The organism is Streptomyces sp. NPDC053048 (assembly GCF_044547045.1).
Taxonomy (GTDB): Bacteria; Actinomycetota; Actinomycetes; order Streptomycetales; family Streptomycetaceae; genus Streptomyces.
This window is the reverse complement of record NZ_JBITZS010000005.1, coordinates 415,426-438,295: the sequence shown is the minus strand read 5'-3', so window position 1 is coordinate 438,295 and position 22,870 is coordinate 415,426. Positions and strand designations below refer to the sequence as shown.

General features: G+C 73.8%; 17 protein-coding genes. 16 read left to right on the top strand and 1 reads right to left on the bottom strand.

Features of this window, described 5'->3' with window-relative positions; genetic code table 11:
* Positions 1–23 precede the first annotated feature (23 nt).
* Complete coding sequence (locus tag ACIG36_RS15945; protein WP_399927245.1) at positions 24–488, top strand: hypothetical protein; 465 nt, start codon at positions 24–26, stop codon at positions 486–488.
* A 72-nt stretch (positions 489–560) separates the two neighbouring features.
* Here ACIG36_RS15945 and ACIG36_RS15940 read toward each other — a convergent pair whose 3' ends face one another.
* A complete protein-coding gene (locus ACIG36_RS15940; RefSeq protein WP_399927242.1) occupies positions 561–2,228 on the bottom strand; it encodes an MFS transporter in 1,668 nt (555 codons plus the stop codon).
* A 304-nt stretch (positions 2,229–2,532) separates the two neighbouring features.
* Between ACIG36_RS15940 and ACIG36_RS15935 the strand changes: the two genes are divergently transcribed.
* From ACIG36_RS15935 to ACIG36_RS15865, 15 genes are all read left to right on the top strand, one after another.
* Entirely contained in the window at positions 2,533–3,033 is a 501-nt protein-coding gene (locus ACIG36_RS15935) for a DUF4442 domain-containing protein (protein ID WP_399927240.1), read from the top strand.
* Positions 3,034–3,080: 47 nt separating this feature from the next.
* Positions 3,081–4,445: a TrpB-like pyridoxal phosphate-dependent enzyme gene (locus ACIG36_RS15930; RefSeq protein ID WP_399927237.1), complete on the top strand. Its 1,365-nt coding sequence runs from the start codon at positions 3,081–3,083 to the stop codon at positions 4,443–4,445.
* Between the two features lie 5 nt (positions 4,446–4,450).
* Positions 4,451–6,031 (top strand): aldehyde dehydrogenase family protein, encoded by a 1,581-nt coding sequence (locus tag ACIG36_RS15925; protein WP_399927235.1) that lies wholly within the window; start codon positions 4,451–4,453, stop codon positions 6,029–6,031.
* Positions 6,028–6,957: an SDR family NAD(P)-dependent oxidoreductase gene (locus ACIG36_RS15920; RefSeq protein ID WP_399927232.1), complete on the top strand. Its 930-nt coding sequence runs from the start codon at positions 6,028–6,030 to the stop codon at positions 6,955–6,957. The genes ACIG36_RS15925 and ACIG36_RS15920 overlap by 4 nt, the downstream gene beginning before the upstream one ends.
* Complete coding sequence (locus tag ACIG36_RS15915) at positions 6,957–8,759, top strand: AMP-dependent synthetase/ligase (protein WP_399927229.1); 1,803 nt, start codon at positions 6,957–6,959, stop codon at positions 8,757–8,759. Before ACIG36_RS15920 ends, ACIG36_RS15915 begins: the two co-directional genes overlap by 1 nt.
* A 64-nt stretch (positions 8,760–8,823) precedes the next feature.
* Entirely contained in the window at positions 8,824–12,273 is a 3,450-nt protein-coding gene (locus ACIG36_RS15910) for an amino acid adenylation domain-containing protein (RefSeq protein ID WP_399927226.1), read from the top strand.
* A 102-nt stretch (positions 12,274–12,375) separates the two neighbouring features.
* Positions 12,376–13,527 (top strand): OzmP, encoded by a 1,152-nt coding sequence (locus ACIG36_RS15905; protein ID WP_399927224.1) that lies wholly within the window; start codon positions 12,376–12,378, stop codon positions 13,525–13,527.
* Positions 13,524–16,076, top strand: coding sequence for a type I polyketide synthase (locus tag ACIG36_RS15900; RefSeq protein WP_399927221.1), 2,553 nt, complete (start codon positions 13,524–13,526; stop codon positions 16,074–16,076). The genes ACIG36_RS15905 and ACIG36_RS15900 overlap by 4 nt, the downstream gene beginning before the upstream one ends.
* On the top strand, positions 16,073–17,206 hold the full coding sequence (locus tag ACIG36_RS15895) for a beta-ketoacyl synthase N-terminal-like domain-containing protein (RefSeq protein ID WP_399927219.1): 1,134 nt from the start codon (positions 16,073–16,075) through the stop codon (positions 17,204–17,206). The genes ACIG36_RS15900 and ACIG36_RS15895 overlap by 4 nt, the downstream gene beginning before the upstream one ends.
* Complete coding sequence (locus ACIG36_RS15890; protein WP_399927217.1) at positions 17,203–18,201, top strand: beta-ketoacyl synthase N-terminal-like domain-containing protein; 999 nt, start codon at positions 17,203–17,205, stop codon at positions 18,199–18,201. Before ACIG36_RS15895 ends, ACIG36_RS15890 begins: the two co-directional genes overlap by 4 nt.
* Positions 18,198–19,349: a beta-ketoacyl-[acyl-carrier-protein] synthase family protein gene (locus tag ACIG36_RS15885; RefSeq protein ID WP_399927215.1), complete on the top strand. Its 1,152-nt coding sequence runs from the start codon at positions 18,198–18,200 to the stop codon at positions 19,347–19,349. Before ACIG36_RS15890 ends, ACIG36_RS15885 begins: the two co-directional genes overlap by 4 nt.
* Complete coding sequence (locus ACIG36_RS15880; RefSeq protein ID WP_399927213.1) at positions 19,346–20,344, top strand: beta-ketoacyl synthase N-terminal-like domain-containing protein; 999 nt, start codon at positions 19,346–19,348, stop codon at positions 20,342–20,344. Before ACIG36_RS15885 ends, ACIG36_RS15880 begins: the two co-directional genes overlap by 4 nt.
* Positions 20,341–20,604 carry an acyl carrier protein gene (locus tag ACIG36_RS15875; RefSeq protein ID WP_399927210.1) on the top strand — a complete coding sequence of 88 codons (264 nt, stop codon included), beginning with the start codon at positions 20,341–20,343 and terminating at the stop codon, positions 20,602–20,604. Before ACIG36_RS15880 ends, ACIG36_RS15875 begins: the two co-directional genes overlap by 4 nt.
* A gap of 105 nt (positions 20,605–20,709) precedes the next feature.
* Positions 20,710–21,069, top strand: a complete 360-nt coding sequence (locus ACIG36_RS15870; RefSeq protein ID WP_399927209.1) for a peptidase inhibitor family I36 protein — start codon at positions 20,710–20,712, stop codon at positions 21,067–21,069.
* A gap of 79 nt (positions 21,070–21,148) precedes the next feature.
* Entirely contained in the window at positions 21,149–22,756 is a 1,608-nt protein-coding gene (locus ACIG36_RS15865; RefSeq protein ID WP_399927207.1) for an amidase family protein, read from the top strand.
* The last annotated feature ends 114 nt before the right edge of the window (positions 22,757–22,870 follow it).

Here is a 22,870-nt window from a genome sequence, read left to right as displayed (position 1 = left end):
ACCCATCACGAGGGAGTTCGAAGGTGTCCAAGAGCAGTCTGTGGAAGAAGTCGCTGTCGTCCACCGGGATCGGCCTCGCCGCACTCGTCGTGTCCTTCACGGCGTTGAGCGGTCAGGCGTCCGCGGAGACCATCGAGGGGATCGAGGTCGACGACAGCGTGGTCAGCGAGAATGCCGAGGCGGTCACCGCGGCACTCCCGTGCATCACCAGCACCGGCGTCATAACCTGCTTCGACAAGGCGGGCGACAAGGTCTTCGTCAAGGACACCGCGGGCGACGGCAAGTCCGCTGTCGGGCTGTGGAAGACGAACTACGACCGTTCCGGCGGCTGCCGCAACAAGCTGGGCGCCGGCAAGTGGGCGGAGTGCAACTACAACATGCGCGAGGGCGGGTACATCCAGTTGCAGAACGCCCGGTACGACGGCGACAGCGGCAGATTCACCTACCCCAACCCGCGGGTGTACTCCATCTGGCTCCCCATCGGCTGATCGCCGCCCCCAGGTCTGCCGGTTGACGGACCGGTAGTGGCCGCCGACGGCATGGAAACCGTCGGCGGCCACTCACGGAACGGCGTCCGCGCCCTTGCCGCCTCTGCCGCCCGCCGCGTCCGGCCTTTCCTGCCGCGCCTGCCCGTCCCGCCTGTCCTGCCCGTCCCTTCCTTCCCGTTTCCCGCGCAGGGAGAGGAACACCGCGACCGTCCCCGCGAGCATCACCCCGGCGGCCGTCAGTGAGGTGACGCGCATCGCCGCGACGAACGCGTCCACGGCGTGCGCGGCCAGGTCGGTGCCGTGCGGGCCGAGGCGGTCGGCGACGGTGAGGGCTCCGGCGACGGACTCCTGGGCGAGGGGGCGCAGCGTGTCGGGCAGGGGGTGGAGGTGGGGGTCGACGCGGCCCTGGTAGTGGGACGCGAGCAGGGAGCCCAGGACCGCGACCCCCAGCGCCCCGCCCACCTGGCGCAGGGAGTTGAGCATGGCGGCGCCCGTGCCGGCCCGGTGCCGGGGCAGCGTCGCCATGGCGGAGGACGTCGCGGCGGGCATGACGCAGCCCATGGCGCCGCCCATGAGGAAGAACAGGGCTTCGCACTGCCAGAGCGGCGAGTGCTGGTCCAGGACGCTCACGCCGAGGAAGGTCAGGGTGGTCATGGCCAGCCCCGCCGTGCACACGGCGCGGGGGCCGTGGCGGCGGGCCATGGCGGTGCTCTGCGGTGAGAAGACGATCTGCCCGACGGCGAGCGGGAGGAGGCAGCAGCCCGCCTGGAGGGCGGTGTAGCCCCGGACGCTCTGCAGATAGAAGATCATGTAGAACGAGGAGCCCAGGAGCCCGAAGAAGACCACGCTGATGGCCGCCACCGCTGCCGAGAAGCGGGCGTCGCGGAACCAGCGCAGGTCCAGCGCGGGCTGGGCGCGGCGGCGCTCCCAGCCGACGAAACAGGCCAGCAGCAACAGGCCGCCGAGCATGTTCGCCCAGACCACCGGGGTGGTCCAGTCCCCGGTCTCGCCGCCCTTGATGATGCCGAGGACGAGCACGCCCAGGCCCGCGACGCAGAGCAGCACCCCGACGGGATCGAAGGGGCGGTGGACCGGGTCGGCGGATTCCGGCACGGTCACCGCGACGGCGGCCGCGCCCACGAGCACGATGGGGACGTTGATCAGGAAGAGGGAGCCCCACCAGAAGTGCTCCAGCAGCAGGCCGCCGGTGACGGGTCCGATGGCCACGGCCAGCCCGGCGGACGCGGCCCACAGGCCGATCGCCTTCGCCCGCTCCCCGGGCGGGAACACGTTGGTGATGACGGCAAGGGTGGCGGGGACCACGAGCGCCGCGCCGATGCCCATGCCGGCGCGCGTGGCGATGAGCTCGCCGGCGCCGTCGGAGTGGGCCGCCGCCGCGGAGAACGCGCCGAAGAGCAGGAGCCCTGCCAGGAGTGTGCGTTTGCGGCCGAACCGGTCCGCGAAGACGCCGGCGGAGACCAGCAGGGTGGCGAAGACGAGGGTGTAGGAGTCGACGGCCCACTGCAGCTCGCTGGACGACGCCCCGAGCCCGTCGGGCGGAGGCAGGGCGAGGGTCCGCAGGGCGACGCTGACGATGGACGTGTCGAGCACGACGAGGACGAGGCTGACGACGAGACAGGCGAGCACCCGCCAGCGGCGGGGGTCGGCCGGTGCATCGTCCGGATCGTGGGTGCCGTCCCGCCCCTCGGGTACGAGGTTTTCGCTCTCATTGCGCAGCAACGGCACTCCCCGTCGCGTCGATGAGTAAGGTTCCGGATAACCGGTCGGGCATGTTCCGTCCGTTCGCCGTGCTCTGTCCGCCGAGTTGTTCGCAGGAAGCTGACTCCCCGATCGGATGATCGGTAAACGCGGCAATGATGAACATGGAAAATGGGATCATCCGATACTCGGATAATCATACTTAGTTATGTTTCCGGGGCTCCCTTGACGTCGCCCGGTCGAAGTCGAGACCGTTGTGGTCACCGCGGGAGCCGGTAGCGCGAACACACCTCTCCCACAAGGCTTCCTTGGTATTTCCCTGTCGATGGGGGACGTCCTGACTCAGCACCCGCCGCCCGACCAGGAACCCTTACCGTCCCTGGAGGAGATCCGGGCATTCGTCAATGCATTGGTGCCGTTCCAGAAACTCGTGGGTGCGGAAGTGGTGGAACTCGGCGCCGATCGTGCGGTGGCCGTGCTTCCGGAATCCGGTGACACGCTCAATCACGTGGGAACCGGCCACGCCGGAGCGCTCTTCCTGCTCGCCGAAGCGGCCGCCGGGGCGGCACTCGCCGGAATGCTGCGGGAGAGAATCCTCGCCACCGTCTTCATTCTCCGGGAATCGCGGATCGCCTACCGCAGGAAGGCACGCGGAGAAATCCGTGCGGTGGCGGACGTTCCGGAAGGCGCGCTGCCGGCGGCATACCCGGACCTCGCCGCGGGCGACCGTTTCGAGACGGTCGTCACCTCGCGGCTCCAGGACCGCGAGGGCGAATGCGTGGCCGAAGCCGTCTTCACGTACCACTGCCGGATCCTGCCCGGATGACCGCGGCGTCGCACGACACACGAGACGACGAAAGGAAGACAAGCCCCGTGAACTCCCTGGAGCGCCACGACCTTCCGCTCTCGAAGATCCCGAAGCGCTGGTACAACGTGCTCCCCGACCTGCCCCGCGCCCCGGACGACTACCTCGACCCGGTCACGAAGGAGCCGGTCGGCCAGGACTTCATGGAGCGGCTGCTGCCCAAGGCCCTGATCGCCCAGGAGATGTCCCCCGAGCGGTGGATCACCATCCCCGAGGAGGTCCGCTCGGCGTACGGCATATGGCGGCCGACGCCGCTGTTCCGGGCGCACGCCCTCGAGCGCCACCTGGACACCCCGGCGGAGATCTACTTCAAGTACGAGGGCGCCAGCCCCTCCGGCTCCCACAAGCTCAACTCCGCCCTCGCCCAGGCCTACTACGCCCGTCTCGAGGGCGTCGACCGGCTCGTCACGGACACCGGCGCCGGCCAGTGGGGCAGCGCGCTGTCCCTGGCCTGCAGCCTGTTCGGCGTCAAGGCCCTCGTCTACATGGTCCGCGCCGGCTTCGAGAGCAAGCCCTACCGCCGGCACCTCATGGAGACCTTCGGGCAGCGGGTGCTGCCCAGCCCGGGGCCCCACACCGCGTACGGCCGCGCGCTGCTGGAGCAGGTCCCCGACCACCCCGGCTCCGAGGCCACCGCCGTGAGCGAGGCGCTGGAGACCGTACGGCAGAACCCCGGCGACCGCTTCTCCATGGGCGCCTTCGCCAACCACGTCCTGCTCCACCAGACCGTCGTCGGCCTGGAGACCCGCGAGCAGCTGGAGGGGATCGGCAAGCAGCCCGACTTCCTGGTCGCCTCCGTGGGCTGCGGCAGCAACATGGGAGGCTTCGCCTTCCCCTTCGTCGGCGACAAGCTGGCCGGGGCGGACATCACCGTCCTCGCCGCCGAACCGGCCGCCTGCCCCACGCTGACCTCGGGCGAGTACCGCTACGACTTCGCCGACGCGAGCGGCCTGGGCCCGATGGCCCGCACCTACACCCTCGGACACGAGTTCGTCCCGCCGCCGATCCACTCCGGTGGCCTGCGCTACCACGGTGCCGCCCCGCTCGTCGGACTCGCCCGCGACGAGGGGATCCTGGACGCGCGGGCCTACGCGCAGAAGGAGGTCTTCGAGGCGGGCGCGCTCTTCGCCCGTCTGCACGGGATGGTGCCCGCGCCCGAGACGGCGCACGCCATCCGGGCCACCGTCGAAGTGGCCGAGGAATGCCGCCGGCAACGCCGCCGGGCCGTCATCGTCTTCTGCTACAGCGGCCACGGCCTGCTCGACCTCGGAGCCTACGGCTCGTTCAACGCCGGGCGGATGGCGGACGCCGAACCCTACGAGCGCCCCCTCGCCCCCGGCGACGCCACCCTCGCCCCGACGGCCGGACGGTGACCGCCATGTACTCCTTCCCGCAGTACATCGACGGCCGCGACCGGCCGGGCGGCAAGTGGACGTACTGTCTCGACGCCGGCGCCTTCCTGGCGGACCCCCGCGGGGCCTTCGGCCGCAAACGGCGCCTGGAACGGGCCGGCGGCGAACAGCCCGGCGGCGACACCACCGGCATCGTGGGCCGCGTCGGACTCAGCACCACCGACGACGTCGCGGACGCGCTGCGGGCCGCGCACCGGGCCCGCGCCGAATGGGCGGCCGTCGACCTCGACACCCGCATGGAGCTCGGCTGGCGGCTGCACGCCGCCCTCAAGGCCCGCCACGACGAACTGCTGGACATCCTGATCTCCGAGGGCCACCCGCGCCGCCTGGCCGAGTGGGAGATCGCCGGCATGCTCATGGGCAGCAGCGAGGAGACCGTCTCCTTCTACCGCAGCCAGCTCGAGCAGCGCTTCGACACCCCCGGCCGCACCCTGACCCTGCTGCGCAAGCCCGACGGAGTGGTCTGCCTCAACCCGCCCCAGAACGCCGCCGCCTCCAACTCCTTCCTGGGCACCGCCACCCTCGGCGCGGGCAACACCCTTGTGGTCAAGGCACCCCGCACCGCACCCCTGGGTGTCGCGTTCATCTACCGGGAGCTGGTCGTCCCGATCCTCGACGAGCTCGGGGCGCCGCCCGGCACCGTCAACCTCGTCTCCGGCCCCACCCGCCCCATGCTGCGCCAGTGGCTCGCCAGCCCGTGCGTCGACGACATCATGTTCTTCGGCGACAGCGACGTCGGCCTGGAGTTCGGCAACGAGTGCGCGGCCCACGGCAAGAAGGCCGTCCTCGAACTCTCCGGCAACGACACCCTCGTCGTGTGGAACGACGCCGACCTCGACGGCGCGACGGAAGCGCTCCTGGAGTGCTTCTACGGTTCCGGCCAGATCTGCATGGTGCCCAAGTGCGCCGTCGTCCACCCGGACATCGCCGACGCCCTGCTGGCGCGGCTCACCGCCCGCTGCCGCGCACTGCGCCCCGGCTACCCCGGCGACCCCGACGTCCTCCTCAGCCCCGTCCTGAAGACCGACCGCTTCCACGAAGTCCTGGCCGACGCCCAGCGGCACGGTGGCCGCGTCCTGTGCGGCGCCCGGCGGGTCGACGTGACGGGCACCCCCGCCCTGACCGGAGCCTTCGTCGAACCCACCGTGGTCCGGGTCGACGGCCTCCGCGACGCGCGCCGGATCCGGGCCGTGCGCGAGGAGACCTTCTTCCCGCTGCTGGCCGTCGTCGTGCCCGACGAGCAGGACGACCCCACCGAACTGCTCGACGCCGTCATCGCGTTCGTCAACGACAACGAATACGGACTGCGCAACTCCCTGTGGTCCGGCGACGACAAGGTCGTCGACGCCTTCGTCCGCCGGGTGACCAACGCGGGCCTGCTGAAGGTCAATGAATCCCACATCGGCTTCGCCCCCTACCTCGGCACGCACGGCGGCACCGGCCGCACCGGCGGCCCGTACGGGGAGCTGAACTACCCGATCCTGCGCACCTCCCACCTGCAAGGGGTGTCGGTGGCGAAGAACGGCTACCGGACGGCACCCGAATGAACCACCGCGACCGGACGCGGCCGACCTCGGGACCGGCGCGTCCCGACCGGCTGACCCGCCGGCTGGCCCGACGGGTCAGCGGCCGCCGGGTACTGGTCACCGGCGCCTCCGGCGCCATCGGCCGCCGGCTGGCGATCCTGCTGAGCCGGGCCGGAGCCGACCTCATCCTGCTCGGCCGCGACCGGGACGCCCTGCACGAGACGGCACGACGGACCCGGGGCGGCACCGGCACCGCCCGCGTCTTCCCGGTGGACCTCACCGTCCACGAGGAAGTGACGGCCTTCATCAAACAGGTGATCGCCGAGTACGGAGGGGCCGACGTCCTCGTCAACAACGCCGGCCGGTCCATCCGACGCGGCACCGTCAACGCGGCACTGCGGACGCACGACTACCGCAGGACCATGGCGGTCAACTACTTCGGCGCCGTGGACCTCACGCTGGGCCTGCTCCCCGGCATGCGCAGGCGCGGTCACGGCCACATCGTCAACATCACCACCATCGGGTTGCAACTGGGCATGTCCCGCTTCACGGCCTACAACCCCTCCAAGGCGGCACTGGAGGCGTTCGGGCAGTCCCTGGCCCCCGAGCTCAGACGCGAGGGCATCGCCGTCAGCACCGTCCACCTGCCGCTGGTGCGCACACCGATGAGCGCGCCCACCACGGCCTTCGCCCGGCTGCCGGCCCTCGAACCGGAGCAGGCCGCCCGCATGGTCGCCACCGCGCTGATCACCGGACGTCCCAAGGTCTCCACCCGGATCGGCACCCTGGGCGAGCTGCTCGGCGTCGCAGCCCCCCGGCTCCGGCTGGCGCTGGGTGCCCTGGAGTACCGCTACCTGCCCGAATCCCCCAGTGCCGCGGGCACCGTCCCGGCCGTCCACGAAGGACCGGAGCCGATGGGGCGACGACCGATGGGTGAGACGACCTGATGGGCGAGCCGACGTACGCCCCCGCACCCGGCATCCCCGCCGGCCACCTCCGCCGCGCGCTCGACGCCCCCACCGTCGTCGACGCGTTCGACCTGACCGCCCGGGTCCTCGCCGACCGCCCCGCGCTGTGCGCGCCCGGCCGCGAGCCGTACACCTGGGCGCGGTACCGGGCCGCCGCCCGGCACTGTGCCGCCGGACTGGCCCGCCTCGGCACGCGGCCGGGGGACACGCTCGGCCTGCTGCTCGGCAACCGGCCCGAGTTCCACATCGTGGACGCGGCCGCCATGACCCTCGGCGTGACCACCTGCTCGCTGTACCCCACCGCCTCCGACGAGGAACTGCGGTACACGGTCGACGACTCGCGGATGAGCGTCCTGGTGTGCGACGAGCCGGGACGGGAGCGGGCCGCCGCCCTGCTGCGCGACTGCCCACGACTGCGACTGCTGGTCGTGGTCGACGGCGCCGGCGGCCCGGACGCCCGGGTGCGTCCGCTCGCCGAACTGCTGGACACACCGGTGGAACGGGGACCGGCCCCCCGCTCCACCCGCCCGGACGACGTCCTCACCCTCGTCTACACCTCCGGCACCACCGGCCCGCCCAAGGGCGTCGAGCTCACCCACGCCGCCGTACGGGCCACCGGGCGGGCCTTCCTGGACCGGGTGCCGCTGGAGGCGGGGAGCAGGCTGGTGTCGTACCTGCCCATGGCACACATCGCCGAGAGGTGCTGCTCCCACTACCTGCCCATGGTCCTGGGCGCCGACGTCACCTGCTGCCCGGAGGCGGACCGGCTCTTCGCGGTCCTGCCGGGCGTCCGCCCGCACTGGCTGTTCTCGGTGCCCCGGGTGTGGGAGAAGCTGCACGCCCGGCTGCTCACCGAACTCGGCCGGGCCCCCGAGGACTTCCGCCACGGCGCCCTGCGGGCACTGGAACTGGGCGGGGCACTGGCCGACGGCGGCCCGGTCCAGGAGTCCGAACGCGCCGAGTACGACCGGCTGGACGGTACGCACCTGGCACCGGTCCGGGCGCTGCTCGGGCTCGACGAGGCCCGGTTCGTGCACGTCGGGGCCGCGCCCGTGCGCGGGGAGACGATGCGCTTCCTGCGCGCGCTCGGGCTGCCGGCGGGCGAGATCTGGGGCATGACCGAGCTGTGCGCGGCCGCCTGCGTGACCGTCCCGGGACGGTACCGGCCGGGCTGGATCGGGCCACCGCTGCCCGGCGTGGAACTGCGGACGGCACCCGACGGCGAGGTGCTCGTCCGCGGGCCCCTGACGATGCGCGGCTACCGGGGCAGGCCGCGGGAGACCGCCGCCGTCCTCGACGAACAGGGGTGGCTGCGCACCGGGGACCTGGGCGAGGTGGCGGCCGACGGTTCGCTGCGCATCACCGGCCGCAAGAAGGAGCTGATCGTCAGCGCGTACGGCCGGAACATGGCACCCGCCCGGATCGAGGAGTGCGTCAGCCGCGGTGAGCCGCTGATCGACCAGGTCTGCGTGATCGGCGACGGCCGCCCGTACAACGTCGCCCTCATCACCGTCCGCGGCGACGCCGACCCTGGCACAGATATGGGCATCGACATCGACACCGACCGCATCCGCGTCGCCGTCGCGCGCGGGAACCGGCGGCTGTCCCGGCCGGAACGGATCCGGCGGTTCGCCGTCGTCGGCCGCGCCTGGACGCCGCCGACGGGGCTGGTGACCCCCACGCTGAAGATGCGCCGCCGGCGCATCGAGCACCACTACCGGCAGACCGTCGACGAGCTCTACGCCGACGGCGGCCTGACCCCCCTCGAGGAGCGGCCGTGAAGCCCGTCACCGGCCGCCTCCGGCCGTCCGCACCGCGCAGGACCACGGTCCGACCGAGGCCGGCATGACGACGGGGCGACGCTTCAGCTGCGTCCTGGTCGGCGAGAACTCCCTGCTCGTCTCCTGCGCGGAGATCCTGCTGGAACGCGGGCACCGCGTGCTCGGCGTGGTCTCGCCCGACGCCGGGATCCGCGCCTGGGCCCGGGACGCCGGCCTGCCGGCCACCGATTTCGGGGCGGACCTGGTGGCGCACCTGTCCGCCGAGCCGTTCGACTACCTCTTCAGCATCGTCAACCTGCGCATGATGCCCCGGCAGGTGCTGGACCTCGCGCGCGAGCTGCCCGTCAACTTCCACGACGGACCACTGCCGCGGCACGCCGGGCTGCACGCCACCACCTGGGCGGTCCTCGGCCGCGAGCACACCCACGGCGTCACCTGGCACCTGATGACCGAACGGGTCGACGCCGGGGACGTCCTGGTGCGGCGCACGGTCCCGGTGGAACCGGCGGAGACCAGCGAGACCCTCAACGTCAAATGCCTCGAGGCGGGCATCGACTCCTTCGGCGAGCTGGTCGTGGCCCTGGAGCACGGCCGCGTCCGCCGCCAACCCCAGGACTTCGCGCTGCGCACCTGCCACGGCCGCCTCGAACGGCCGCCGGGCGGAGGCTTCCTGCGCTGGGACCGGCCGGCGGAGGAACTGGACGCCGCCGTGCGAGCCGCCGACTTCGGGCCCCACGCCAATTCCTTCGGCACCGCGAAGGCGGTCCTCGGCGACCGGCCCGTGCTCGTACGCCGCCTGGAGACGCTCCCGGGGCGCGCCGGACGGCCTCCGGGCACGGTGCTGGCGACGGGGGAGGACGGCGGCGTCGAAGTCGCCACGGCAGGGCGCGACGTACGGCTCTCCCGGCTCGCGACGCCTCACGGAACACCGCTGGACGCCCGGGAACTCGCGGAACGCGGCGTGCGGCCGGGCGTCCGCCTCGCGACACCCGACGCGGCCCTGCTGGACGCCGCGCACCGCGCCGAGGCGGCGAGCCTGCGCGACGAGGCCTTCTGGATACGCCGGCTGACGGGCCTGACACCGGGGGACCTGCCCTACCGGACGGAGACGCGGCCCCTTCCGGCCCTCGTCCCGGCCCTCGTCCCGGTCCCCGACGGGGCGGCGGGCGCGGAGTGGCTGCTGACGGCGTTCCTGGCCTTCCTGGTACGCGTGGGGGTGGCGCCCGGCACGGACGTACGCCTGCGCCTGCCGGGCCGCCCGGACACCGGCCATCGGGTGGTCGACGCGCTGTACGCCGACTGGGTGCCGTTGCGCGTACCGGCCCTGGACGGACGGACCTTCCCCCAACTGCGCGCCGAGGTGGCCCAGCGGCTGCGGGAGGCGACCGGGCGCGGCCCCCTCGCGCACGACGCGTGGACCCGCTACCCGCAACTGCGGGGCCGACGGGCCGACGGGAGCCTGCCCATCACGGTGCAGCTCACCGACGGCGAAGGCGACGGCGAGCCCGAGCCGCCCCCGCCCGGCACCGCGCTGTGGATCCGGATCCCCCAAGGGCCGGGCCCCTGCCAGTGGGCGGCCGCCGACGGGCCCCCGGCCGGCTACGCCGCCGCCTACCTGCGCGCCCTCGACCGGGCACCGGACGCCGACCCGGCCCGCGTCCCGCTGGGCACCGACGAGGGCAGGCGGGCCGCGGCCGCCTGGAACGACACCGCGGCCGCCTTCCCGCTCACCACACCGGTCCACCGGCTGATCGCCGAACGGGCCCGGCAGCAGCCCGGCGCACCGGCCGTGGTGTACGACGGACGGACGGTCGGCCGCGGCGAACTGGACCGCCGCTCCTCGGCGCTGGCCGGGCACCTGCGCGCGCTGGGTGTGGGGCCGGGCCGCAGGGCCGGCGTGTACCTGGAGCGTTCGCCCGACCTGGTGGTGGCCCTCCTCGGCATCATGAAGGCGGGCGCCGCCTACGTGCCGTTGGACCCCCGCTGTCCGCCCGGCCGGATCGACCGCATGATGGCCGACGCCGCCGTGCCCCTCGTGGTCACCTCGTCCGTACTCGCCGACCGGTTGCCGCGAACCGGCGCCGGCATCCTGTCGCTGGACCGCGACCAGGCTGTTATCGAGGCGGCTCAGCCCGAGCACGGGGCGCACGTACCGGCCGGTGCCGACGCCTACGTCATCTACACCTCCGGCTCCACCGGACACCCCAAGGGCGTGCGGATCAGCCACCGTTCCCTGACCAACTTCGTGTGCGCGATGGCCCGCGACCCCGGCCTCGACGACCGGGACCGGCTGCTCGCGGTCACCACCGTGTCCTTCGACATCGCCGGCCTGGAGCTGTACGGGCCCCTGGCCACCGGGGGACAGGTCGAGCTCGCCCCGGCAGAGGTCGCGGCCGACGGCTTCCGGCTGCGTCGGCTGCTGGAGAGCCGTCGCCCGACCGTCATGCAGGCCACGCCCGCCACCTGGCGGATGCTGCTCGACGCGGGCTGGCGCGGGCAGCCGCAGGACGCCGCCCCCTTGCGGATGCTGTGCGGAGGCGAGGCGTTGCCGCCGGACCTCGCGGGGGAGTTGCTGAGCCGGGGCGGTCGACTGTGGAACCTGTACGGGCCCACCGAGACGACCGTCTGGTCGGCGGTGTCCGAGGTGCTGCCCGGCCGGCCGCCCCTGATCGGGCCACCGATCGCCAACACCCGCTTCCACGTGCGCGACGCGACGACCGGGCGCCCCCTGCCCCCGGGAGTGCCGGGCGAGCTGTACATCGGCGGCGAAGGCGTCGCCTCCGGCTACCTGAACCGTCCGGAGCTCACGGCCGAGCGGTTCGTGTCCGTACCGGACGCCGACGGAACCCTCTACCGCACCGGCGACCTGGTCCGCCAACGGCCGGACGACGGACACCTGGAGTTCCTGGGACGGATCGACGACCAGGTCAAGGTGCGCGGCCACCGCATCGAGCCGGGGGAGATCGAGACGGCGCTGCGCACCCACCCGTCGGTCGCCGACGCCGTGGTCACCGTGCGCGAGGAGCGGCTCGTGGCCTACGTGGTCCCGCACGGAACCCCCGCCGCGCCGGGCCGGCTGCGCGAGCACCTGGGCGCCGCACTGCCCGGCTGGATGATCCCCTCCCTCTTCGTGACGCTGGAACGCATCCCGCGCACCGCGAGCGGCAAGACCGACCGCAACGCCCTCCCACGACCCTGCCCCGCCCCATCGGACGCCCCCGACGGGGCGGCCGACGGCACCGAACGCGCCATCGCCGAGGTCTGGCGTGATGTGCTGCGGCTGGACCGGGTGGGCGTGGAGGACAACTTCTTCGAGGTGGGCGGCGATTCCCTGCTGCTGATGCGCGTCATGGCCCGGCTGCGCACCCGGGCGCGGCTCCCGCTGACCCGGGTGGAGATGTTCATGTACCCCACCATCCGCTCCCTGGCCCGCCGCCTCGACCCGCCGGAGTCCCCCCGGCGGCCGGCCACCCGCGCGGCGCTCGGCGAGCTGCGCAGACGCCGCGGCGGCTGAGCCGTCACCGACAGCGGCAGGCGGCGACAACCGACGACCGACGACCGACGACCGGCTGCCCATGTGCCACGAACCGATGGGCCACGGAAGGAGAAGACCGCCATGCCCATATGCACCGTCTGCTCCCTGAAGGACACCCACCCGGGGGTCACCCTCGGCGACGACGGGGTGTGCAGCCTGTGCACCCTCGACGCCGCGGGCGACCTGCTGGAGAACTTCGTGTACACCCGCCGCGTCTTCGAGGAGTTCACCCGCGGCGGTCCGGCCCCCGACGGCGACTACGACTGCCTGTTCATGTACAGCGGCGGCAAGGACAGCACCTACATGCTGGACAAGTTCGTCAACGAATACGGAAAGCGCGTGCTCGCGTACACCTTCGACGTCCCCTTCGAGAGCACGCACGCCGCCGGGAACATCAAGCTGGCCCGGGAGCGGATTCCCGCGACCTTCATGACCGACTCCGACGACGACGGCATCAAGGCGGTGATGCGGGAGGTCTTCAACCGCACGCCCGAGAAGCCGGGGAAGTACCTCGACGAGAAGCTGCCGTGCGTCTCGTGCCGCACCTTCTTCGTCATCCGGGCCGTTCTCCATGCCTACCGCCACCGGATCCCCTACATCGTGCTGTGCGCGGATCCGCAGCAGATCCTCACCATGGAATCCGACACGCGCGAAATCGTCCGCGGCTTCTACCGGGCCTTCGGCGCGCGGCTGACCGGGGAGTCCTTCCGGAGCGAACTGGAGCAGCTGCTGTTCGCCGAGGACGGCGAACTTCCCCGGATCGTCTTCCCTTTCATCGCCATGCGCTACGCCTACGACCCGGACCGCATCGTCGCCGAACTCAAGGAGAAGGGCCTGTACGCCTCCTCGCCGCTGGAAACGCACTGCACCCTTTTCCCCTTGCTGAACTATTACTCGTTCACCAACTGGGACTGCATGTTCTACAAGCTCAACGCCGCCAGCCACCGGCGCGCGGTACGGCGTGACGAGAACCACGACCGCTCGACCTTCAGCATCAGCTTTCCCCGCGCCGCGGACCTTCCGTGGATCGAGGAGCGGTTGAAGAAGGTCGTTCTCGAGATCGCGGCCGATCGCGGCGATCCCGCGGCCCACGAAAGCGAACTCGTCGACCTCTTCACGCGACTGGACGCGAGTGAGGACGCGGCCCGGTTCCTCGCCCGGGAATTTCTCGGCATGCGGAAGACCGCGGCCGGCCTGGGCATCACCCTTCGGAGCAGTGGAGCGCGAGCATGACGGACTGCGACGTCGCGATCATCGGAATGGCCTGCCGCTTTCCCGGTGCCGAGACCGTGGACGCCTTCTGGGACGTCCTGCGCGAGGGCCGGGAGACCGTGCGGTTCCGCACCGAGGAGGAACTGCTCGCCGCCGGAGTGGACCCGGCCGAGCTGGCCCGGCCCGGCCATGTGCGGGCGAGCCAGAGCGTGCCCGGGGTGGAGCTGTTCGACGCGGTCCACTTCGGGATCCCCGAGGACGAGGCCGAGACGCTCGATCCCCAGCACCGGCACTTCCTGGAGTGCGCCCTGGCCGCGCTGGAGGACGCCGGGTACGACCCGGGCACCCACCCCGGCCAGATCGGTGTCTTCGCCGGCGCGGGGATGAACACCTATCTGCCGGGCAACCTCGCCGACCGGTACGCGGGCGGCTCGTCGCTCGGCCGCTACCGCCTCATGCTCGCCAACGACAAGGACTTCCTGGCCACCCGCGTGGCCTACAAGCTCGACCTGCGCGGCCCCGGCATCAGCGTCAACACCGCCTGCTCCACGTCGCTGGTCGCCGTGCACCTGGCGTGCCTGAGTCTGCTCGCGGGCGAGTGCGGCATGGCCCTGGCGGGGGCGGTGCATCTGCGGATGCCGCAGGACGAGGGGCACCTGTACCAGGAGGGGATGATCTTCTCCCCGGACGGCCACTGCCGGGCGTTCGACGCCGACGCGCGGGGCACCGTGATCGGCAGTGGCACCGGCGTCGTCGTCCTCAAACCACTGGCGGAGGCCGTCGCGGACGGCGACACCGTGCACGCCGTGATCAAGGGGACGGCCGTCAACAACGACGGGGGTACCAAGGCCGGTTACACCGCGCCAGGCGTCGAGGGCCAGGCCGCGGTGATCCGGGAAGCCCAGCGGATCGCCGGCTGCCCGCCCGGCACGATCGGCTACGTCGAGGCACACGGCACCGGCACCCCGCTGGGCGACCCCGTCGAAGTGGCCGCTCTCAACCGGGCCTTCGGGCCGACCGGGCCGGGGCGCACGGTGCTCGGCTCGGTCAAGACCAACATCGGCCACCTGGACGCGGCGGCGGGCATGGCGGGCCTGATCAAGACGGCCCTGATGCTCCGGCACCGCACCCTGGTGCCAAGCCTCCACTTCCGTTCCCCCAACCCGGACATCGACTTCGCGGCCGGCCCGTTCCGCGTCGGCACCGAACGCGCCGAATGGCCGGGCGGGTCCGGGCCCCGGCGGGCCGGGGTCAGCTCGTTCGGGATCGGGGGCACCAACGCCCATGTGGTCCTCGAGGAGCCGCCGGCCGCGCCGCCCGCGCCGCGGCCGCGCGGCGCCGAACTCCTGCTGGTCTCGGCCCGCACCCCCGAGGCCCTGGCCCGCGCCACCGGCGAACTCGCCCGCCACCTGCGCCGCCGCCCCGCCCTCGACCTGACGGCCGTGGCGCACACGCTGGCGGCGGGCCGCCGGCACCACGCCCACCGCAGGGCGGTGGTCTGCTCCGGCACGCGGGACGCGGCGCTCGCCCTGGCGGTCCTCGACCCGGGCCGGGTACGGACCGGACAGCGCGAGGACCCCCCGGCCGGGTTCGCCTTCGTACTTCCGGACACAGCCCGCGTCACCGGAGCCGGGGAGCTCTACCGGGAACTGCGGGCGTTCCGCGAGGCCGTGGACGGATGGGCGGCGACGCTGGGCGTGGATCCCGCGCCCCTGGTGGCTGAGGGCGCGGCGCACGCGGCGGCCGCGTTCGTCGTCCCCTACGCGCTGGCACGCGTGTGCCGGGAGTGGGGCGTACGGCCCGCCGCCGTCGTCGGCTCGGGGACGGGCCGCATCGTCGCCGGGTGCCTGGCCGGGGTGTTCGGGCCGGACGACGCACCGGCCCTCGTCACCGGCCGCACCACGGCCACCGCGTACGCGGAGCCCGAGGTGCCGGTGAGCCTGGGTGACGGCTGGCTGCAGCCGCACCTGGCCGCCGACCCGGCCACCTGGACCCGGCCGGGCCCGGCGGCGGAGGACCGGCAGTCGACGGCCGCGCTGCTGAAGGACGCCGGACTGGTCCCCCTCCGGTTCGACCTGTCCGGTGACGGCGGCCGGCCGGCCACGCAGACGCTGCTGGACATCGTGGGCCGGGCCTGGACGCACGGCGCCGACGTCGACTGGCCGGCCTGGTACACCCCTTCCCGGCGGCGCCGGGTGCCGCTGCCCACCTACCCGTACGAGCGTGCCCGCCACTGGGTGGACCCCCCGTCCCGGCGCCCCGGAACGCTCCCGCCGGCGCCCCGGGACGACCTGCGCCGCCGGGTCGAGGAGGCCGGCGACGCCGAACGCGGTGCGATCCTCCAGGAGTTCCTGCGCCACCAGGTCGCCCGCCTCCTCGAGACGGACGACCGGCAGCCGCCCGGAGTGGACGACGACCTCTTCCACCTGGGGGCCGACTCGCTGATCCTCATCGACGTCGTCGCCACCCTCGGCACCGCGCTGGGCCGCTCCCTCCCGGCCTCGTTCGGCGACCCGCCCACGATCCGCGGACTGGCCGACCGGGTCGCCGCCTCCTGGCGGAAGGGATGAACCACTCCGCGCGGCCGTGGCACATCACCGGGACCGGCCTGGTGACCAGCGTCGGCACGGGCACCGCCGAGGTCTTCGAGGCCCTGTGCGCCGCCCGCGGCGGCCGGGGCGAACTGCGCGCCTTCGGCACCGCCCGGCTGCGGACCCGGCACGCCTTCGAGATCGACGGCCACCGGCGGGGCCCGGCGGCCTGGCTCTGCCTGGCCGTCGCCGAAGCGCTCGGGCAGGCGGCGCTGCCCGAGGACCTGTCCGACGTGCCGGTCCTGGTCGGCACCGGCCTGCGCGAACTGCGCGCGGCGGAACGGCACTGGCTGGACGGCGCCACCGGCACCCTGCCGGACCTGCACTTCGGCGGCGCCCTCCGGGAACGCTTCGGAGCCTGCGACACCCACACCTTCGCCGGCGCCTGCTCCGCGTCCCTGTACGCGCTGGCCCTGGCCGCCGACCTGCTCGCGGCCGACCGGGCGGACACGGTGGTGGTCGCCGGGGCCGACACCATCACCGCGAGCATGTACGGGCTGCTCGACCGGGCGCAGACCGCGACCCCGCGCGAGGTACGCCCCTTCGACCGCGACAGCGCCGGCCAGTTGCTGGGCGAGGCCGCGGCGGCCGTGGTGCTGAGCAGGCCCGGCCCGGGAGCGGCCGAGGCCCGTTCGGTACTCCGCTCAGTCGGCCTCCACTGCGACGCCCGCCATGTCACCGCCCCCGACGCGGCCGGGCTGGTGGCCGCGCAACGGCAGGCGCACCGCCAGGCCGGGATCACGGCGGGGGACGTCGACCTCGTCCACGCGCAGGCGACCGGCTCGCCCCTCAACGACCGGGCCGAGGCCCAGGCGCTGGCCGAGGTGTTCGGGCCGGGGGACGGCAGTCCGCTGGTCACCGCGGTGGAGGGGATGACCGGGCACACCTCGGGCTGCTCGGGGCTGCTGGGCACCGTCGTCGCCACCGAATGCCTGCGCACCGGGCGGGTGCCGCCCGCCGTCGGCCTGAGCGAGCCGATCGACGCGGCGGCCGGCCTGCGGTTCAGCACGGGCGAACGGGTGCGGGGCGCCGGACCGGTCACCGCCCAGGTGAACGCCTTCGGCTTCGGCGGCGTCAACGCCGTCGCGATCCTGGGGAAGGCCGCGTGACGCCCCGCCGCACGGCCGTCGTGGTCACCGGAACGGGCATAGTGCTGCCCGGAATACGCGACGCGGCGGGCCTGCTGACGGCCCGGCATGGTGACGCCGACGGCCGGGTCGGCCCGGAGCGGTTGCCGTCCGGCCGCCAGGCGCGCTTCAAGGACCGGGCGACGCTGCTCGCGCTCTCCGCGGGGGAGGCGGCACTGACCGACGCCGGACTCCTCGTGGACGGCTCGCTCACGGTGCCCGGCTCCACGACGGGCACCGTGGCCAGCTCCAACCTGGGCAGCCTGGAGACGGTCTGCCGGGCGGCCGAGACGGTCGGCCGGGCGGGCTCGGCGGGGCTGAGGGTCATGGACCTGCCCAATGCCTGCAGCAATGCCGTCGCGTCCGGCCTCGCCATCCGCTTCGGGCTCCACGGCGTCAACCTCATGCTGTGCAACGGCGCGACCTCCGGACTCGACGCCGTCGGCTGGGCCGCGTCCGCCATCGCCGCGGGCCGGGCGCGCCGCGTGCTCGTGGCCGGAACGGAACCCGCCGACCCGGTGGTGCGGCACCTGGCCGCAGGGAACGACGGAGGCCGGCTGCTGGACGGCGCGGCCGCGCTCGTCCTGGAATCGGCGGACGCCGCGGCCGAACGCGGTCGCCGCCCGCTCGCGACGGTCACCGGCCGGTCCCGGCGCCGGGACGTGACGGCGGCGGCCGAACAGGCGGGCGCGACCGAAGGGACCGGCCTGTGGCTGCCCCCGGCCGGCCACCCGCCCGGCGCCCCCTCACCGCCCCACCACGCGGTCCTCGACCTGGGACGCGTCCTCCCGCCCGCCTCGGGCGCCTTCGGGGTGCTCCAGTGCGTCGCCGCCACGGCCTGGCTCGCCGCCGGCCACCCGCCCGGCGTACCGCCCACCGCCCTGGCCGTCGCGGGAGGCGGCCCCGCCGACGACGCCGCGGCCGCCGTCCTGCTCACCGTCGCACCACCCGAGGCCACACCAGAAGGAGAAGGATGACGCAGGTCCTGATCACCGGAGCGGGAGCCGTCTCCTGCCTCGGCACGGGGGTGACGGCCATGTGGCGGGCCCTGCGCGCCGCCCCGGACAGCCGGCCCCGGCGCGCCGACGACCCCGGAGCCCGGATGCCGCTGCCGCTGATCCACACGGCCCCCGCACCGCCCGGACCCCAGGGGCGGGCCACCCGGCTGGCCCTGACGGCGGCCCGGGAGGCCGTCGCCGACGCCGGGCTGGACCACCGGCAGCTGGCCCGCTCCCCGGTGGTCATCGGCACCGGAGGCGGCAACGCCGACCACTGGGAGCGGCCCCTGGACCCCGGCCGCCCGTACGCACCGGCCTTCACGGTCGCCTCCGCGGTCGCCGCCGAACTCGGCGCCTGCGGCGGCGCGACGAGCGTCAGCAACGCCTGCGCGGCCGGCGGCTTCGCCCTGGGCATGGCGGCGGACATGATCCGCTCCGGCGAGGCCGACGTCGTGGTGGCCGGCGGCGCCGAGGCCTACAGCAGGGTCGCGCTCGGCTGCTTCAACCGCATGAACGCCGTCGACCCCCACGCCTGCCGCCCCTTCCACCGCGAGCGCGGCGGCACGGTCTTCGGCGAGGGCGCCGCCGTCCTCGTCCTGGAGTCGGCCGGACACGCCCACGCGCGCGGCGCGCCACGCCCCTACGCCGTGCTGGCCGGCTCCGGCTGGAGCTGCGACGCCCACCACCTCACCGCCCCGGACCCGGACGGCGTCCAGATCCGCCGCGCCATGACGGACGCGCTCGCCGAGGCCGGCGCACCGCCCGGGTCGGTGGGCTGCCTCGTGCCCCACGGCACCGGAACCCGCCTCAACGACGTGGTCGAGAGCGAGGCCATCGGCGCCGTCTTCGGCGACCACCGGCAACGGCTGCCCCTCTACAGCCTCAAGGCGCTCATCGGCCACACCGCCGGGGCGGCCGGAGCGCTGGGCGTCCTCACCGCCGCGCTCGTCCTCCGCCACCGCGTCGTGCCCCCCAACGTGCCGCTCGGCGCCGACCAGGACCCGCTGTGCCCCGTGAGCCTTCCGCAGGACGGCCCCGTACCGCTGACAGGCCGCCATGTCATGGTCAACGCCTTCGCGTTCGGAGGGAACAACGTGTCACTGGTCCTGGAAGGACCCGCCGCGTGACCGCCGGCGCGCTGGTGGCGACCGGCATCGGCGTCGTCTCCCCCAGGGGCTGCGACCCGGCCCGGCTCGACCTGGACGGACACCCGCCACCCGACCCCACCGACGCCTGGTTCGACGTCGCCGCCGAACTGGGCCCCCGCGGCTACAAGTACGTCCCGCCCTCCTGCCGCCACCTGCTCGCCGCCACCCGCCGGGCACTCGCCGACGCCGCCGACCCCCTGCCGCTCGTCCCCGAAGCACGACGCGCCATGGCCATCGGCACCAACAACGGGATCGCCGCCCTCATCGACGCCATAGACGAGACGGTCACCGGCCCCGGCGCCGGCCGGCTCGGCCCCGCGACCGCCCCGTACTTCTCCATCAACACCCTCGCCGGGCGGGCCGCCATGGACCACGGGATCAAGGGCTGGAACCTCACCCTGACCACACCCCGCACCGCGGGCCTGGAAGCACTGCACGCCGGGGCGCGGGCCGTCGCCGCCGGCCGCGCGGACCTGCTCCTCGCCGGATCCACCGAGGCCCCGCTGCCCCGGCACACCCCCGGCCACACCGCCTCCGAGGCCGGCGCGGCCGTGCTCGTCCTCGAACCCCCCGACGCGGCCGCCGCACGCGGCACCACCGGCTACGGCACCTGCCGCACCGCCGCCTTCTTCCTTCCCCCCGACGCCCCGCCGGACCGCGCCCGGCGGACGGTCGGCGACGCCCTCGCCCGGGTCCTCGCACCCGACGACCACGACGCGCCCCCGCCCGTCCGCCTGATCACCGACCCCTGCCCGGTGGGCACCACCCTCGCCGCGCAGCTCCGCCTGCTGGGCGCCCGCACCCGCCTCCTACCGGCCGGCGCCGGCACCCTCCTGCCGCTCCTGCACGTCGTCCACGCCCTCGTCCGCCCCGGCCCGCCCCGCCTCGTGGCCACCGCCGGCCCCGACGGCGCCTGCGCGCTGACGCTCGTACGCCCCCACAGCCCCACCGAACCGGAACCGGAGGAACGATGAACCCCGACAGCGCCATCGACCTGGAGAAGCTGCGCGCGACCGTCGCCGAGACCCTCGAACTCGACGTCGAGGAGGTCACCGACGACGCCCGCTTCGTCGAGGACCTGGGCGCGGACTCCCTGCTGGCACTGGAGATGCAGGTCGTCCTGGAGGAGCAGTACGGCGTCCACCTGACCGAGGACGACCTGCGCGCCGCCACGACCCTGCGCGCCGCACACGCCCTCCTGACCGCCAGGACGGCCGCCGGCCCCGGAGAGTGAGAGCACCGCGTCCATTCGAGTGGCTTCACCGTTTACCGGCGGTTCGTGGCGGAAAGGCCAACCGCCGGACGGCGGCCCCACCGCCGGGAGGAGCAAGGAGGCGGGATGAAGCCTGCAACGAGGAAAGCAGTGATGTCCGCGATCGCCGGCGCGGCCCTGGGAGCGTCGGTCCTGTCGCCGGCCACCACGGCGCGAGGACAGGACCGGACCGAGGCGCGGATCCCGATCTGCCCGCACGTCATCGGTCTGTGCACGTGGACGCAGCCCAACGCCGACGGCACGACGAGAATGGTCCAGTTCGCCGACCCCCACCTGAACCCGCCCGTGCGCAGCGCCAAGAACCAGACCGGGCAGAGCTGGTGCCTCTACCCACGCCCGTCCTACGCCGGACAGCCCGTCGTCCTCCCCTCGGGTTCGTACACGCCGGGGCTCGGCCTCACCGCGCGTTCTGCCCGGCCCTGCTGACGGCAGCGAAGCCGAGCACGATCCGTTCCCGCTGACGGCGCCCTTGCGCCGGACACGGGCATGTAGTGCCCTGATCCCCATGGGGAAGAGGAGCACTACCGCACTGATCGTGACTCTCGTGGCAGGGTCCTTACTGACGGGCGCCCCGGCTCCGCGCGCGCAGGCCGGGGAGCCGGGCAACGGCGGCCCGCCGGCAGCCGGTTCGCCCCGGGGCGCCCTGGGGATCGATCTCGATACGGCGACCATCCCGGAGCTGCAGCGCCGCATGGCGGACGGTTCGCTGACCTCCTCCGCGCTGACCACCGCCTACCTGCGGCGGATCGAGACGATCAATCCCAGGATCGGAGCCGTCCTGCGCACCGACCCGACCGCCCTGCGCCAGGCGGCAGCCAGTGACGCCAGACACCGTCGCGGCGGGACCCGCGGCCCGCTCGACGGCATCCCCGTCCTGCTGAAGGACAACATCGGCACCCGCGACCTGCCGACCACGGCCGGTTCGCTGGCGCTGGCCGGACCGCCCCCGGCCGCCGACGCCGCACTGGTGACCAGGCTGCGGGACGCGGGGGCGGTGATCCTGGGCAAGACCAACCTGTCCGAATGGGCGAACTTCCGGGCCGCGAAGCCGACCTCCGGATGGTCGGCGGTGGGCGGGCAGACCAACAACCCGTACGTACTGGACCGGAACCCGTGCGGATCGTCCTCCGGATCCGCCGCCGCGCTCGCCGCGTCGCTGGCGCAGGTGGCGATCGGCACCGAGACCGACGGCTCCATCGTGTGCCCGGCCGGGATGAACGGGGTCGTCGGACACAAGCCCAGTCTCGGACTCGTCAGCCGAGCCGGTGTCGTGCCGATCTCCGCCGAACAGGACACCGCCGGCCCCATGGCCCGCAACGTCATCGACGTCGCGCTCACCCTCTCGGTGCTCAGCGGTGACACGACGCCGAAGCCGTCGGCGGTGGACCGGGCGACATACCCCGACGGTCTGCGGGGCCGGCGGATCGGCCTGTGGCGTCTGCCCTCGCTCGGGCCGCGGGTGGACGCCCTGATGACCCGCACGGCCGAGAGGCTGCGCGGCGCGGGAGCCGAGGTCGTCGAGGTGACGCCCCCGTACCAGGAGCGACTCGCCCAGCTGGAGTTCCCGGCGCTGCTGAGCGAGTTCCACCGCGACATCGACCGGTACCTCGCCACCCGCCAGGGGCCGCGCGACCTCGCCGCACTGATCGAGTTCAACCGTACCCACCCGGCGGAACACACCTGCTTCGCCGGCCAGGAGCTGTTCGAACAGGCCCTCTCCGCGCCTCCCACCACCAGCCCGGAACACCGGGCGAGGCGAGCGGAACTGGCGGACCTCTCCCGGCGCTCCATCGACGAGACCATGGCCGCCCACCGCCTGGACGCCATCGCCTCCCCGACGAACCCGCCCGCCTGGACGACCGACTGCGCACGGGGCGACAACGACGTGATCCCCTCCTCCACCCCCGCGGCCGTGGCCGGCTACCCGTCGCTGTCCGTGCCCGCCGGATCCGTCGGCGAGCTGCCCGTCGGTGTGCTCCTGATGGCCGGTGACCACCAGGACGCCCGGCTGCTGGCACTGGGCGCCGCGGTCGAACACCGGCTGAACGCCTGGCGGGCACCGCGCTACCTGCCGTCGGTGGGAGCGGAGAGCCGCGAGGTCCCGATCGGGTGATCCGGAGGGTGCTCCGGGGCGACGTGCTGCGGCTTCACGGACCGCGTTGCGGATGACGGCCGCACGTCACGTACGATTCCGCTCGCGCCGCTGACGTGCCATCGGGTGCGGGGC

Excerpts from the sequence above, each read along its gene's own strand:
- ACIG36_RS15910 (WP_399927226.1), top strand. The coding sequence starts at position 8,824 with ATGACGACGGGGCGACGCTTCAGCTGCGTCCTGGTCGGCGAGAACTCC.
- ACIG36_RS15915 (WP_399927229.1), top strand. The coding sequence starts at position 6,957 with ATGGGCGAGCCGACGTACGCCCCCGCACCCGGCATCCCCGCCGGCCAC.
- ACIG36_RS15865 (WP_399927207.1), top strand. The coding sequence starts at position 21,149 with ATGGGGAAGAGGAGCACTACCGCACTGATCGTGACTCTCGTGGCAGGG.
- ACIG36_RS15905 (WP_399927224.1), top strand. The coding sequence starts at position 12,376 with ATGCCCATATGCACCGTCTGCTCCCTGAAGGACACCCACCCGGGGGTC.
- ACIG36_RS15920 (WP_399927232.1), top strand. The coding sequence starts at position 6,028 with ATGAACCACCGCGACCGGACGCGGCCGACCTCGGGACCGGCGCGTCCC.
- ACIG36_RS15900 (WP_399927221.1), top strand. The coding sequence starts at position 13,524 with ATGACGGACTGCGACGTCGCGATCATCGGAATGGCCTGCCGCTTTCCC.
- ACIG36_RS15895 (WP_399927219.1), top strand. The coding sequence starts at position 16,073 with ATGAACCACTCCGCGCGGCCGTGGCACATCACCGGGACCGGCCTGGTG.
- ACIG36_RS15935 (WP_399927240.1), top strand. The coding sequence starts at position 2,533 with ATGGGGGACGTCCTGACTCAGCACCCGCCGCCCGACCAGGAACCCTTA.
- ACIG36_RS15885 (WP_399927215.1), top strand. The coding sequence starts at position 18,198 with ATGACGCAGGTCCTGATCACCGGAGCGGGAGCCGTCTCCTGCCTCGGC.
- ACIG36_RS15875 (WP_399927210.1), top strand. The coding sequence starts at position 20,341 with ATGAACCCCGACAGCGCCATCGACCTGGAGAAGCTGCGCGCGACCGTC.
- ACIG36_RS15870 (WP_399927209.1), top strand. The coding sequence starts at position 20,710 with ATGAAGCCTGCAACGAGGAAAGCAGTGATGTCCGCGATCGCCGGCGCG.
- ACIG36_RS15925 (WP_399927235.1), top strand. The coding sequence starts at position 4,451 with ATGTACTCCTTCCCGCAGTACATCGACGGCCGCGACCGGCCGGGCGGC.